Raw genomic sequence first — 14,891 nt, 5'->3', positions numbered from 1 at the left:
TAGTTTCGATGATTCTATCTTCAAATACAAAAAATATCGTTGACCTTTTAAACGACAGCTCGAAATTCTTGTCCGAAAAAGGAATTGAAAACGCGAGGTTGAATGCCGAGCAGTTATTGCGGCACACTTTGGATATGAATCGTGTTGATCTTTACTTGAACCAGGATTGTTCTTTGACTCCAGCCGAAATGTCTGCGTTCAAGCGCTGCTTAAAAAGGAGAGTTGCCCGGGAACCCTTGCAATACATTCTTGGCGAAGCTGAGTTCATGTCATTACCGTTTGTTGTAGATGAGAACGTATTAATTCCGCGTCCGGAGACGGAAATTCTGGTGGAAAAAACCATTCAAATGTGCAACGAGAAATTCGCCTCAAAAGACCGGATTGAGATTCTGGAATTTGGAACCGGCTCGGGGTGTATTTCAGTAAGTTTGGCGAAATATTTGGGAAATGCCCAAATAACTTCTTTAGATATATCAAGGCCCGCTCTGGAAGTTGCTGAAAAAAATGCCCGGTTAAATGGCGTTGCTGACCGGGTTCAATTCGTCAATCTAGATTTTACTTCATCAAAAATTGTAAAATACTTTCCTGAAAAATTTGACGTGCTGGTTTCGAATCCACCTTACGTTTCTCCTGCAGACTTTGAAGACTTGCCTGAAGAAATCAAAAATTATGAGCCTGCCGTTGCCCTCAGCGACAACCAGGATGGCTTAAGCTTTTATCGCAAAATTGCCGAGCTTTCATCCGAGCTGATTAAAGCATCCGGATTTTTAATGCTTGAGCTTGGCTTGGGTCAAATGAAGGAAGTAAAAGACATTTTCTTAAAAACCTGCTTTCATAATGTAAATACTTTTCAAGATCTCAACGAAATAGATCGAATCTTATTTTGTGAACGTTAATGAATAGTAGGAATGACTATTTGAGTTAGTCATTTTCAATATCTTATTTGGCAGAAAATAATTTTCCACCGAATCGAACCGAGCGTCACCGAAAAAACCCTTGAAAGGGATTTTGATTTTATACAGATTTTTAAGATTCATTTTTTAGAAATCGATGGTGTCTTTTTTATTACTTTATTTGAATAATCTTATTAACATTGAATTTTAAATTTCGGTGAGATTCAGTGATTTTCGGTGGGATAATTTTTGTCAAAACGTATTCGAATTCTACGGTGCTTATAAAAGTCTTTTAACTGGTCATTGCTATGAATAATTTTTAAGTACTTGGAGGACTTAATGCTCAAATCAACCATTTTTCGTGAGTATGACATCCGTGGAATCGCAGATGAAGATCTGGTTGATGAAAATGTCGTTTTGCTGGGTAAAGGAATCGGCACATTTTTGGGCCGGCAAGGTTCAAAGACTTTGGTTATTGGCCGGGATGTCCGGCTTTCTTCGCCGCGCCTTCGGGATGCGCTGACAAAAGGATTGCTATCAACCGGACTCAAAGTCATCGATGTTGGCGTGACCCTTACTCCTATTCAATATTTTGGCATTCTTCATTTAAACGCCGATGGCGGCGTCATGATTACCGGCAGCCACAACCCGATTGATTACAACGGTTTAAAAATTTCCAAGAAAGGCGTGGTGCCGGTTTACGGTGAGCAGATTCAGGAAATTCGCAAAATTATCGAAACCGGCGATTTTGCCACAGGTGCCGGAGAGGTCGTCGAAAAAAACGTCATGGATGATTACGTAACGACCTTAAAATCCAAGCTCAAATTTAATAAGAAACTCAAGATAGTCATCGATGCAGGCAATGGCACCGGTGGTCTTGTGGCGCCTAAACTCTGGGAAGACATGGGCTGTGAGGTCGAATGCATTTACTGTGAGCCGGATGGCCGCTTTCCCAACCATTTGCCCGATCCGACTGTCCTAAAATACGTAGTTGATTTGCAGAAAAAAGTTCTCGAAACCGGGGCAGACCTGGGGATCGGTTACGACGGCGACAGCGATCGCGTCGGGGTTATCGATGAAAAAGGCCGGATGATTTTTGCGGATAAGCTGCTGGCGATTTTAAGCCGCGAGGTCCTTGACCGGCATCCAGGGTCCGAGATTGTTTTTGATGTAAAGTGCTCACAAGCCCTTCCTGAAGAAATTCAAAAATACGGCGGCAAACCTTTAATGTGGAAAACCGGGCATTCTCTTTTAAAAGCAAAAATGAAAGAAATCGGCTCACCGTTAGCAGGTGAGATGTCCGGGCACATTTTTTATGCGGATGATTATTTTGGCTTCGACGACGCGATTTATGTCTCAGGCCGGCTTCTGCAAATTCTGTCAAACACCGACCAAAAGCTTTCAGCAATTGTCGACGAAATTCCTCATTTTGAATCGACTCCCGAAATTCGAATTGATGCGACCGATGAAGACAAATTTAACGTTGTGGCGGATATTGCGAACTACTTCAAGAAAAATTACGACACCATTGATATCGACGGCGCCCGGGTGCTGTTTGGAGACGGCTGGGGGCTGGTTCGTGCGTCTAACACACAGCCGGTTTTGGTCCTGCGATTTGAGGCAAAAACCAAAGACGGTCTGCAGGAAATCATTGAAATCTTCAAGGCGAAATTGCAGGAATATCCCTCGGTTAAGTTTTCGGATGAAGATTTTGCAATTGCTTAAATCTTTTGTTTTATTGGATCAACTTGAATAATTATGGATAGCCAATTCTGGCAAAGAAATCTAATATGTCATGCCCGCGCAGGCGGGCATTCAGGTTTTTCATCTTAGGCTGCTTGTTCTGGCTGACTTCTTTTTAAAAACACTTTTTATCATGATTCTAAGAAGATTGATTCTACTTTCCATTTTGGTTTTACTCGCAAACCTCGGTTTTGCCGGCGAAGAAATCATGCCTTTAAATCAAATCAAACCGGGCATGCGCGGGATAGGCAAAACGGTTTTCGCCGGGACTGAAATCGAAGAATTTGAATTCGAAGTCCTCGAAATTATTCCCAACTTCAAGGCGAAGCGTGATTTGATTTTGACCAGACTAATCGGTGAAAAAGTCGAGTACACCGGTGTTGTGGCGGGCATGAGCGGCAGTCCGATGTACATTGAGGGCAAGCTCATCGGGGCGTTGTCCTACAGCATGGGCATTTTTATGAAAGAGCCCATCGCCGGAGTCACGCCCATCGAGCAAATGTTTGAAATTTTTGCCCGGGAAAAAGTACGTCCTGCGGAATTGGCCGCTATTCGTGGGTTTAATGAGTCTTATCTCGCCATGGCGGTCGGTGCACAGGATTTCTCCCTGGAAAATATTCTTCCACCCGAATTTAAAAGAGCCAACTCGAAAACAAGTTTGGCCAGAATTAATCCTTTAGACACACCTCTTATTTTTTCGGGATTCGAGAATTCGGTTTTAGAACTTTGTTCAACCGTTTTTGACGGAATGGGTGTGCAGGTTCTAAACGGCGGCGGGACGTTCAAAAACGAGGAAGTTGATTTAGGACCTTTGGAACCAGGCTCTGCCTATTCTATAGTTATCGTCGATGGCGATATGGGACTGCAAGCAACGGGCACCGTAACTTATACAGATGGCAATAAAGTCCTGGGAATGGGACATCCGTTTTTGAACAGCGGAGCGCTTGAACTGCCGATGGGCAAAGCAAAAATTCTGACAACTCTCTCGAGTCTGATGTTTTCTACGAAAATGTCGGCGCTTACTGAAATCACCGGGACGATTCACCAGGATCGCACAACCGGTGTCATGGGCGTTACCGGTGAGTCAGCTAAAATGATTCCCATTCGGCTGCGTTTCCGCTCTAAGTTTCAAGATGACAAGGAGTTTAATTTTCGCATTGCAGAGGATCGCAGGTTATATTCTTTGACCCCGTTCATTTTCACCATTGTTTTGACGAATGCTTTGGAGTCGGTGCGCTTGTCGCAAGGAAACCAAACTCTAAAACTGGACGGTAAAATTAATTTAAACGGTCATGAGCCTATTCCGCTGCAAAATTATTATGCCGGCGGCACACCTTCAACTTTCATCACGGACGCCATCGAAGCGACCGGGGAAATTTCAGCAACCATTGGCGCGCTTCTGTCCAACAATTTTGAGGCTCCGGAAATCGAGTCGGTTGAGTTGAATTTTACTGCCCTGCACAAAAAGAATCTTGCCATCGTTGAAAAGATCGAAGTCGACAGAACGGTGGTTAAACCGGGTGATGAAATTAAGCTGTCTGTTTACTTCAGAGAATACCAGGGTGAAGAACACAAAATAGACCATGTGCTCAAAATTCCGGAAGGAATTCGTGAAAGGCGAATCTCGATTTATGCGGGAAGCGGCGGCACCCTCACCCGACAGGAGGCCAGAACGTCTCCGCAGAAGTTTAGACCCAAAAGCTTTCAACAACTTACGAAGCTGCTGAAAGAAAGACGTAAAAATAATTATCTGTTTTTTCAGATTCGTTTGCGAGACAAAGGAGTCCTGGTCGCCGGGGAAGAACTGCCTGCCCTGCCGCCTTCAATTCTTTCCGTGATGAATGCTCAGAAATCATCTGGAAATCTTTCTAACTTAAGAAACCGCGTTCTTTTTGAAACCAGCTTAGAAGTCGATTATTCCGTTTCAGGCGGTAAAACCGTTCAAATTAATGTCGAACTCAGGTAAAAATAAAAGTAAGGGATTATGAAAAAAATACAAAGGTCCTCGTTGTTTGCGAAATTCATTCTGTTAACCTTGGTTTCATTGTTGGCTGCTTCAACACCAACAATCATTACCTACCATACTCAAAAAGATTTTGAAAAAGGAGAGCCCAAAGGGGTTTCAATTAACAGTTACGGTGAGATCAAATTAGCCCCGCAAATCAATGAAAGGTTCAAAACAGATTTGCCTTTTATCTGGGCCATGGCGGCGGATCAGCGCGGGAATATTTATGTTGCCGGCGGCAATGGCGGTAAGGTTTTCAAAATTAATTCAAAGAATAAGGCAGCCGAAATTTTTGAAGCCGATGAGCTCGAGATTTTCGCTTTAGCAACGGATAGCCAAAACAACCTCTTCGTGGCGACCTCACCCCGTGGGAAAGTATACAAAATTCCATTTGGAAGCACCCCCAAAGCGGAGGATGTTCTGTTTTTTGATCCCGAAGATATTTACATTTGGTCGATGGTCGTTGACAAGAGAAACAACCTGTTTGTGGCAACCGGCGAAAAGGGTTTAATCTATAAAGTCGATCCAAAAGGCGGCCACTCTGTCTTTTTTGAAAGCGAAGATGCTCACATCCGAAAGATGATTTTGGATCGAGGTGGCAACATTCTGGCCGGAACGTCAGATAAAGGCATGGTGATACGCATATCTCCTGACGGCAAACCATTTGTGCTTTACGATTCTCCCCTTATCGAAGTGACTGATTTGCTGCAAGATCGTTCAGGAGATATTTATGTTGCCGTCTCCGGAGACGCCTCGCTTAAAACCCCAACTCCTGCTGTCAAAGCAACTTCTACTTCCGGAGGCCAGGAGGATAGTAAGTTCGACGATGATGAAGACGAGGGTCTCGACCTGCTTGTTCAAAATATTTCGACTGGCAGCAGAAGGCGGGGAAGTTCGCGTGGCAGCACAGTTTACCGTATCGATAAAGACGGCATGGTGCGAACATTTTGGTCAACGCCAAGAGATCGGGTTTACGCCATGGCTTTGAATGCATCCGGTAATATTTTGGTGGGCACAGGTGATAAAGGCAGACTCTATTCATTGTCCCAATCGGGTGAGCACACACTCTTAAACCAGCTCGAGGATTTGCAAATTACCGTGCTTGGAAAGAATTCTCAAGGGACAATTTATCTCGGGACTTCCAATAGCGGAAGGGTTTACACTCTGAATTCAAAATTCGGTGCGGATGGGCACTATTTGTCGAATATTGTCGACGCAAAAGTTACCTCTCAATGGGGGGCAATCAGTTGGGAAGCGGAGATGAATTCCAATTCCGGCCTGGTTTTTTACACCCGTTCCGGCAACACGGAAGAACCGGATAAAACCTGGAGCCCCTGGTCCGGCAGTTATTTTACTTCGACGGGAGAAGCGATTACCAGTCCGAGTGCGCGCTTTATTCAGCTCAAAGCAAAGTTTTCGACAAAAGACGGCAAAAATTCTTCCGTGCTAAAACAAGTTTCATTTTCATATCTTCAAAAAAATGTCGCTCCACGAATTGAAGAAATCACTTTGCACCCTCCGGGCGATTATTATCCGGAATCCGTCAATAAGAATTCCGATGATTCACATTTGGGCAAGAACAATTCAGGGCGGAATGGTTTTCAAAGTCAGTCCCTCGGGCGTAAAACTTACAAAAAAGGATTTCGGTCTGTCAGTTGGCGAACACAAGATCAAAACCGGGATCATTTGTCATTTGGTCTTTTTTATAAAGGCGAGAATGAAAACAAGTGGCGAACATTGGCCGAGAATCTTAAAGAACACGTCTATTCCTGGGATAGCGAACTTTTTCCGGACGGCCGCTATTTCATAAAGTTGGTGGCGAAAGACGATCTTTCGAATCCTCCGGCGATGACCCTGTCATCTCAAAAGATAAGCCAGCCGTTTATCGTTGACAACAAAGGCCCGGAAGTTTCTGAGATTAAAGTTCGATCACAGGGCAAGAATACGATTCTGTCTTTCTCTGTTTTTGATAATCAGATGAATGTTTTGTCTGTTGAATACGGTTTGAACGCAGACGACTGGAATTTGGTTTATCCGGTTGACGGCATTTGTGATTCAAAAAGAGAACAGTTCGAAATAAAAATTTCATCGCTCCTTAAAGGAACCAACACAATTGTGATTAAGGCCAAAGATTCTCTCGATAACATTGGATTTGGCAAAACTAATTTTAAGCTATAATATTAAAAAACTAATGGAGGTAAGGGGAGCTATCCCATTACTTAGAAAGGTTTAAAGTGCCGCATGGTTGATAGGACATCTTTGGAAAAGGTAAGGGACTGCATTGAACGGGGGCAGCATTTTGTATTGACAACTCATGTCAACCCGGATGGAGATGGATTGGGATCGGAAGCCGCATTAGCGGCTTTTTTAACTGATATGGGTAAAGATGTTTTTATTTTCAACAGTAGCCAGGTGCCCGATAATTACAAGTTCCTGGATCCCGATAATAACATTAAAGTTTACGAGAGCGAGAGCGACCGTGAAACCCTGCTGACCGCCGACTGTATTTTTATTTTAGATATCAGCGATTGGGACCGTTTGAAGCAGGTTGGCAAGGATATAAGAGACTCGAAAATAACACAGATTTGTATTGATCATCATCCGACGAATTTTAAATTTGCCGACATAAACTTAATAGATACAATGGCCTGTTCAACTGGGGAACTGGTTTATGATTTCCTTCGGTTCTGTGATACAAAAATTACAAAACAAATCGCTGAGGCGTTGTATACCAGTATTTTAACAGATACCGGCTGGTTCCAGTTTTCAAACTCGAGTGCGAAGGCGTTTTCGATTGTTGCTGACCTGGTTAAGAATGGCGCCCGTCCAGACAAAATTTACGAAAAAGTCAGAGAATGCGAGTCCATAAATAAGGTAAAATTGTTCGCGCATGCGTTGCGGACTTTAAGACTTGAACACGGCGGCCGGATTGCTGTGATGACAGTCACCAAAGATTTGATTGATAGCATTGGCGCACAAACTTATGATACGGAAGGATTTGCAGATTACCCCAGAAGAATCGACGGCGTTGAAGTAACGGCCATGTTTATCGAAAGGGAAAAGGGCCAGGTTAAATTGAGCCTTCGGTCTAAAGGGAATTACGTGATTAACGGAATTGCCCAGCAATACGGCGGCGGCGGGCATCAATACGCGGCCGGCGTCCTGCTTGAGGGTGAATTGAATCAGTATGTCGAGAGGATTGTGGAAGAAATATCGTATCTTTTTAAGTGACGCGAAAATGACTCTGGAACAATTCAATAAATTAGCGGAAGAGTTTAATTCTCAATTAATTGAGATTAGTAAAAAGTGTGAAGTCGAGCATCCAACGGTTAATTCTGTTTCCGAAACAATAAATTCATTTGGGCTTGAACCCAAACTCGTCGATGATGCAGGGGTCGTGGCTGAACTGCTTGAGCAGAATTCGGCCTCGCGGGATATTGCTTTGCGGGTTGCGATTCATGATCCAGTTCAGGCCGCAATAGGTTTAGGGATAATTTGCTTTTTGAATCCGATTAAAGAGCAAGTGTCGGGTCAATTTTGCGTCATTTTCCACAGTGAAAAAACAGGTTCTAATTTTTCTCAGAAATTGATTCAGGAAAATGGACTCACAAACATCTTTGGTCTTTGGAATTTGAGAACCAACTCCAACATACCCTCAGGAACCGTCGGTGTCAAACTCGGTTCTGTTTTCTCCACGGTTGAGGATTTTAAGCTGACCGTCTTAAGTAAAAATAATTCTCCCAATGTCGTTCCAGTGACAACAAATGTTATCACGGCTTTGAGTCAATTGACAAGCAGAAAAACGGATCCGTTAAAGCCTGCAAAAATCACGATTTGTTCCATTCATAGTTCAGGTCCGAATGGGTTTGCTCCCAACTCTGTCGAAATCAAAGGGAATTTTGCGACTTCGGATGAAGCGGTCGCTCAAAAAATTCCATCTTTGATTAAAGAGTCGGTTCAAGGATTGACCGGGGCTTACGGTGTCGAGTTTGAAATTCAGATGACAAAACGTTCAGTGGTTACTTTCGATGAGTCGCTTTCTCTTCATTTGAGCAATGCTGCAAAAGATGTCTTGGGCAGCGATAAAGTTATTACTCTTGAGTACAGCCGCGAACCCTCTCATGATTTGACGAAATACCTGGAAACCGTCCCGGGCAGTAATTTAGAAATTGGCACCGGTAAATTAAATTCCGATTCGCCTCTGGATAAAAGGATAAAAAGTGGCTTCAAAACAGTCTCCTGGGCGTTTTTAAAATATTTGAATTAAGCACAAAGCTTTCAATCATCAACTTTCAGCACCCCCCGATCCACTCTCACAAAACGCTCTTTCCTGTTGGCCAGGCATTTTCTGTGAAGCAGTGACCACGAAGAATCTCAAGGACTTTCCACGTACCGGTTGATTCTTCGCACATTTGAAATCTATTCTCACTCTTCTGGAATTTATCTCTTGGCACAGGACTGGTAGAATTCCAAATGGAAACCCTTATCTAATATTAAAAATCAGTAATATCAGTTTTTTCATTTGGAATTCAGCCTCTGATGAATTAGTTTTATATTGATTTTATGAATATTTTTGTCAGTTTATTATGAACGAGTCAGTTGTAAACCTTGTACCCCATGAGATTCATCATCAGGATGATCGGCTGAATCAATATCTGCACACCATTGCTCATGAGCTGCGCACGCCTTTTGTTTCCATTCAGGGTTTCGCTTCGCTTTTGTCCGAAAAATACAACGATTGCCTGCCCGATGAAGCTCGAACTTATCTGAATCGTATTTTTACAAACCTGAATCGCGTCGACAGCCTGCTCACCGATATCACCAAATTGGCTAAGATCTCAATCGATGAAAATCGGTTTGAGCGAGTCCCCACGCAGGAAATTATCGACAAAGCATTGGATTCACATGTTATCGAGTTGCATCATAAGAAAATAGAAATGCGTGTGCAACCGCACCTGCCTGAATTGTACTGCGACGCGAGTGCTATGGTTTTGGTGTTTTCCAATCTAATCGGAAACGCTATCAAGTACTCACACGAGAAACGCGGCGGTGAAATTGAAATTGGCTATTCTGATAAGGAAATCTTTCACAAGTTCTTTGTGTGGGATAACGGCGTCGGTTTTAAAGCAGCGGACCGAAACAAAGTCTTTGGTCTTTTTAACAGATTACGAAACAAAAGAAATGTTACCGGAACAGGATTAGGTTTATCCATCGTTAAGCAAGTCGTCGAAAGTCATGGCGGCGAAATTTGGGTGAATTCGAAAAAATACAAAGGCGCGATATTTTATTTTACGCTACCAAAGTAATTCCTTCAAATTCATAGCGTGGCGAAGCCGCAAATGTTTAAATGACCTGCTTTGTCAAGGTCCAAACCTTGGTGCTTATCAGCAGTCATTTACGCTTCGTTGTCATTGACAGAGGTGATTTTTTTCTTCTGTCTAAAATGACGCCGACGGCAAATGACCTAATGACTTAATGACGGGTATTATCATTCGCTTCGCAGTATTTAGCCATTTTCTTGCAAGAAATGCAAAAGTAATTGCCCTAATCAAATTCTCACTGTTTTTTCATTGGAGTAAAAAGAACCATGGAAGGTCCTTTAAAAATACTTCTTGTTGAAGACGACCCGGATCAAGCGAGTTTAATTAAGAACCGTTTGCAAAATTTCAATTCTTATTTTGAAGTTGAGATTGCTTGTTCCGGAGATGCCTGCCTGAAAGAACTTGCCCAAAACCACTACATAACCATTATTCTCGATTACTGTCTGCTTGAATATAATGGCACAGAAGTTCTAAGCAAAATAAAGCAGACGGGAATTGACACACCGGTCATTGTGCTGTCAACAAATGACAGTGAAAGGAATGCTGTTGAGGCTTTAAAAGATGGTGCGTACGATTACCTTGTTAAGGATTCCGGTTATTTGACACTTCTTCCCAAAGCTGTTCAAAGAGCGCTTGAAAAAAATCAGACAGATAGTAAGCTTAGAGAGTCAAAGGAAAAAAACCGGGAGCTCTTTGAAAAAGTGCTGGTCAGTAAAAAGCGACTGCAAACCATGTTCGATGGCATCGAAGATATTATCTACGAGGTAAACAAGGATTATGAGATTGTCCTCGCCAATAAGAAATTTGCGGAACTTTGCAACAGTCAGCCGGAAAATCTCATCGGAAAAAAATGTTACGAAGTTTACTTCAATTGCAAGTCCTGCGTTGACTGTCCGGTAAAATCAACCCTTGAGACATTGCATCCGCATTCTGTTGAAAAAACGAATGGTGTGGATGTTTATGACATTCGAAGTTATCCCATTTTTAATGTCAACGGTGAGTTGGAATCCATTGCCGTCTACTCGAAAAATATTACTGAGAAAAAGGGACTCGAAAAGTCTTTAATTCAATCTGAAAAGTTGGCAACGATTGGTCTTCTTGCCTCCGGCATCGCTCACGAATTGCGGAATCCGCTAAACATCATTGAAACCGCCCGCTACTATATCGATGAATTTTTACCCGAAAAAAGTAACGACATCGCGGCAAAGTTAGAGATTATCAGCAAAAATGTTAAACGTGCGTCTAAGATAATTAACAGTCTGCTGGAATACTCAAGGCACTCCGAATATGAACATGAATCGATTGATTTGGAAAAACTTGTTTCAGATACCTTGTCGCTTATTGAAAAAGAGTTTGTCGTCAAGAATATCGAGTATATTTTCGAGGGCAAACCAAACACAGTTGCTTATTTCAACATGGACTCACTCAAGCAAGTGTTGCTAAATGTCATTCTTAACGCAATTCAAGCGATGCCAAATGGCGGGCAGCTCGCGATCTCTGTCAACAAAAATCCTGCAGACTCAGTTGACATTAAAATTTCTGATACTGGAATCGGCATACCTGAGGAAAATTTACCCCATTTGTTCTCCCCCTTTTTTACCACAAAAGAAGTTGGCGTCGGCACTGGATTAGGGTTGTATGTCTCACACATGATTATCGAAAGAGAAGGCGGGAAAATCCGTGTTGATAGTAAATTGGATGAGGGCACGACCTTTACGATCTCACTACCTGCATCTGAAGAAAGTGAGTCAGTTGCAGTAGCATAGTTCATGGCTTGAACAAAATTCTACAATTTTTGCTGAACCTTTCTCAGCGAAGCAATCTTCTGATTCGATCGTCTTGGGAATGCTTCGGCGAAAAGTTCCTCGCAAAGACGAGAGTATTAAAGAGTTTCTAAATCCTCTTAAACTGTTAAAGGTTATCGGCACAATTCGATCCTCCCACAGCTCTTAGTTTTTATTGACAAAGAGGCTTTTAATGCTTACATTCCGTCTGATTTTTTAGGGCCTGAGACGGATGCTAACTTTAAAAGAAATTTGCGAACCGATAAAAAAAGAGTTGTCAGACTACGAAGTTGAGTTTAAAAAACTTCTGAGCTCGAATGTTTTTTTGATCGATAAAGTGGTCAAATATATTGTTCGTCAAAAAGGCAAACGGCTGAGGCCCATCTTCGTTATCCTGACGAGTAAGATGCACAACGGTGTGGCATTAGACAGCCGCAAATTAAAGGCTGCCGCCATTATGGAACTTTTGCACACCGCAACTTTGATGCACGACGATGTTGTGGATAGCTCGCCTCGACGCCGTGGATTGCCCGCTGTTAATTCCATTTGGAAAAATAAAGTTTCAATTTTGATGGGAGATCTCCTCTTATCGAAATCTCTTCTTGCCATGCTGAGTTTAAAAAGCATGCGGGCATATGAAATTTACTCCGAAACCGCAGAGCGAATGGCTGAAGGAGAATTGCTGGGCCTGGAGAGAAGTAAGGATTATCGTATGGAAGAAGAGGTTTATTTCAAACTTATTGGCGATAAAACAGCCTCACTTCTAGCCGCGGCTTGTCAGTTGGGGGCGGTGTCTTCAACTGAAAACGAAGAAGACCTCTCTGCGATGAAAGAATTTGGGGAGAATATTGGCATTGCTTTTCAAATCAAAGATGATCTGCTCGATATTCTGGGTAAAGAAAAAAAAACCGGCAAACCTTTCGGTCATGACATTCGCGAAAGTAAGGTTACCTTGCCGCTGATTTATGCCTTGAAACAGGCAAAGAAATCGGTGTCTCGACGTGTGATTCGGAAGATAAAAAACAACCCTGATAAACATGACCTGAATGAAATTATTGCTTTTGTTAAAGAACATGGCGGCGTTGAATATGCTACAAAAATGGCGAATCAATACAGCGAAAAAGCAATCAAAAATTTGGAACGCTATCCGGATACGCCCTACAAGAGATCTTTGACTGAATTAGTAGAATTTGTTACGACTCGGGAGAGTTGATTGCTCAGACTTTTTTTTGTTATTTTTCTAATTTTCTTTTTCGAGTGTAGCGGGAATGATATTCAATTATTTGAGAAGAAGCGTATTATTATGGACACTTTGGTGTCCATAATAATTTATGCAAAACAGGAACCCGAGAATTGGCAGCAGCATGTTGAGCAGGCTTTTGAGACAATGCAGAAAATTGAAGACCTGGCGACTTCGTTTAACGATTCCAGCGAGGTCGGACAGCTAAATTTAAATGCCGGTCATAGAGGGATTTCAGTTCATAAGGATGTTTTGGAGATCATAAAACAAGCGCAGGAAGTGGGCGAAAATTCCGATGGCGCATTTGACGTGACAGTTTTACCGTTGCTGCGTTTGTGGAATTTCAAATCTTCTAATCCCCGGGTACCGACGCAAGATGAGGTGTTAGAAAAACGCGGGTTGGTTGATTTCAGAAGAATTGTAATTAACGACAACAATGTTTTTTTACCTGAAGTAAATATGGGGATGGATTTAGGGGCGATTGCAAAAGGCTACGCGGTTGATAAAGCGGTTGAAGTTTTAGAAAAGTATGACTATAAAAATTTTATGGTCGAAGCGGGCGGAGATCTTCGCGCCATTGCCGGAGAATTAACGAGAGGACAGCGGACTATTTGGGTTCGTCACCCGAGAAAAGTTGCTGGATTTTTTGCCAAAATAAAAATGGATGAAGGCGCCGTGGCATCCTCTGGAGATTACGAGCGTTTCTTTGAAGTAAGCGGGAAACGGTTTCATCACATTGTAAATCCGAAGACCGGTTATCCGGCCTCCCCAGTTGTCAGCGTTACGATTTTTTCAGAAACCACAGTCTTGGCCGATGCTTATGCCACAGCCGTTTTTGTTCTCGGTCCGGAAAAGGGATTGGATTTCATTGAAAAATTGCCTGAAACGGAAGGTTTGATCGTATATCAGAAAGAAATTGATTCGGACCTAATTCTCGACTGGAAAGTGTCGAAAGGAATTGCAAGAGATCTTGAAATATTTAATCAAAAAGGGAATTTATGAAAAGAACGTTAGTCACAGGTGGAGCCGGGTTTTTAGGTTCACACATTTGCGAGTACCTGCTCAATAAAGGGCATGAAGTCATTGCCATGGACAATTTGTTAACCGGCACCGTTGCAAATATCGAGCACCTTCAAGGAGAAAATTTCAAATTTATCAAGCACAACGTCACAGAATATATTTATTGTGCCGGGCCCATTGACTATGTGATTCATTTCGCTTCACCGGCCAGTCCCAAAGATTATTTAGAACTTCCGATTCCAACATTAAAAGTAGGGGCATTGGGAACGCATAAAGCGCTCGGGTTGGCGCGGGAAAAGAAAGCCAGATTCCTGCTTGCCTCCACTTCTGAAGTTTATGGCGACCCGCAAGTTCACCCGCAAAAAGAAGATTACTGGGGTCATGTAAACCCGGTAGGTCCCCGCGGCGTTTATGATGAAGCAAAAAGGTACGCAGAAGCAATTACAATGGCATACCACCGGTTCCACGGACTGGACACGAAAATAGTAAGAATCTTTAATACTTACGGTCCCAGAATGCGGCCGAAAGACGGACGCGCCATCCCAGCCTTCGTTCCACAGGCCTTGATGAATCAACCGATCACGATTTTCGGGGACGGCTCACAAACCCGAAGTTTTTGCTACGTGGATGATTTGATTGAGGGAATCTGTCGGCTTTTATTTTCCAATCAGCATGAACCGGTCAATATCGGCAGCCCGAATGAGATGACAATCAAGGAATTGGCAGAAACGATCATTGAAATCACCGGCAGCAAAAGCGAGATTATTTTTAATCCGTTACCGATTGATGATCCCAAAGTTCGCCAGCCCGATATTGAGAAAGCCAAAACCATTTTGGGATGGGAGCCACAAGTTTCCCTCGATGAGGGATTGAGCAGAACCATCG

General features: G+C 42.8%; 11 protein-coding genes. All 11 read left to right on the top strand.

The window, feature by feature from the left end; all coding sequences use genetic code 11:
• Window positions 1-896: peptide chain release factor N(5)-glutamine methyltransferase (gene prmC, locus IH879_08980; protein ID MCH7675073.1), on the top strand; the 896-nt coding region annotated here is incomplete at its 5' end.
• Between the two features lie 336 nt (window positions 897-1,232).
• Window positions 1,233-2,618: a phosphomannomutase/phosphoglucomutase gene (locus tag IH879_08975; GenBank protein MCH7675072.1), complete on the top strand. Its 1,386-nt coding sequence runs from the start codon at window positions 1,233-1,235 to the stop codon at window positions 2,616-2,618.
• A gap of 70 nt (window positions 2,619-2,688) precedes the next feature.
• Window positions 2,689-4,602: a hypothetical protein gene (locus tag IH879_08970; GenBank protein ID MCH7675071.1), complete on the top strand. Its 1,914-nt coding sequence runs from the start codon at window positions 2,689-2,691 to the stop codon at window positions 4,600-4,602.
• An 18-nt stretch (window positions 4,603-4,620) separates the two neighbouring features.
• Complete coding sequence (locus tag IH879_08965) at window positions 4,621-6,819, top strand: hypothetical protein (protein MCH7675070.1); 2,199 nt, start codon at window positions 4,621-4,623, stop codon at window positions 6,817-6,819.
• An 81-nt stretch (window positions 6,820-6,900) separates the two neighbouring features.
• A complete protein-coding gene (locus IH879_08960) occupies window positions 6,901-7,872 on the top strand; it encodes a bifunctional oligoribonuclease/PAP phosphatase NrnA (GenBank protein ID MCH7675069.1) in 972 nt (323 codons plus the stop codon).
• Between the two features lie 7 nt (window positions 7,873-7,879).
• Window positions 7,880-8,908, top strand: coding sequence for a hypothetical protein (locus IH879_08955; protein MCH7675068.1), 1,029 nt, complete (start codon window positions 7,880-7,882; stop codon window positions 8,906-8,908).
• Between the two features lie 319 nt (window positions 8,909-9,227).
• Window positions 9,228-9,947 carry a HAMP domain-containing histidine kinase gene (locus IH879_08950; protein ID MCH7675067.1) on the top strand — a complete coding sequence of 240 codons (720 nt, stop codon included), beginning with the start codon at window positions 9,228-9,230 and terminating at the stop codon, window positions 9,945-9,947.
• Between the two features lie 281 nt (window positions 9,948-10,228).
• Complete coding sequence (locus IH879_08945; protein ID MCH7675066.1) at window positions 10,229-11,728, top strand: response regulator; 1,500 nt, start codon at window positions 10,229-10,231, stop codon at window positions 11,726-11,728.
• Between the two features lie 250 nt (window positions 11,729-11,978).
• Window positions 11,979-12,959 (top strand): polyprenyl synthetase family protein, encoded by a 981-nt coding sequence (locus IH879_08940; protein ID MCH7675065.1) that lies wholly within the window; start codon window positions 11,979-11,981, stop codon window positions 12,957-12,959.
• The gene (locus IH879_08935; protein ID MCH7675064.1) at window positions 12,960-13,988 is read left to right on the top strand and encodes an FAD:protein FMN transferase; all 1,029 of its coding nucleotides are present in this window, start codon (window positions 12,960-12,962) and stop codon (window positions 13,986-13,988) included. It abuts the gene before it with no gap.
• Window positions 13,985-14,891, top strand: a 907-nt coding sequence (locus tag IH879_08930; GenBank protein ID MCH7675063.1) for an SDR family oxidoreductase, incomplete at its 3' end; no start/stop codon positions are given. The genes IH879_08935 and IH879_08930, both read left to right, overlap by 4 nt.

This window comes from candidate division KSB1 bacterium (genome assembly GCA_022562085.1).
Classification (GTDB): domain Bacteria; phylum Zhuqueibacterota; class Zhuqueibacteria; order Oceanimicrobiales; family Oceanimicrobiaceae; genus Oceanimicrobium.
Note: the sequence above shows the minus strand (reverse complement) of the source record. Positions and strands in the feature narration are given on the sequence as shown.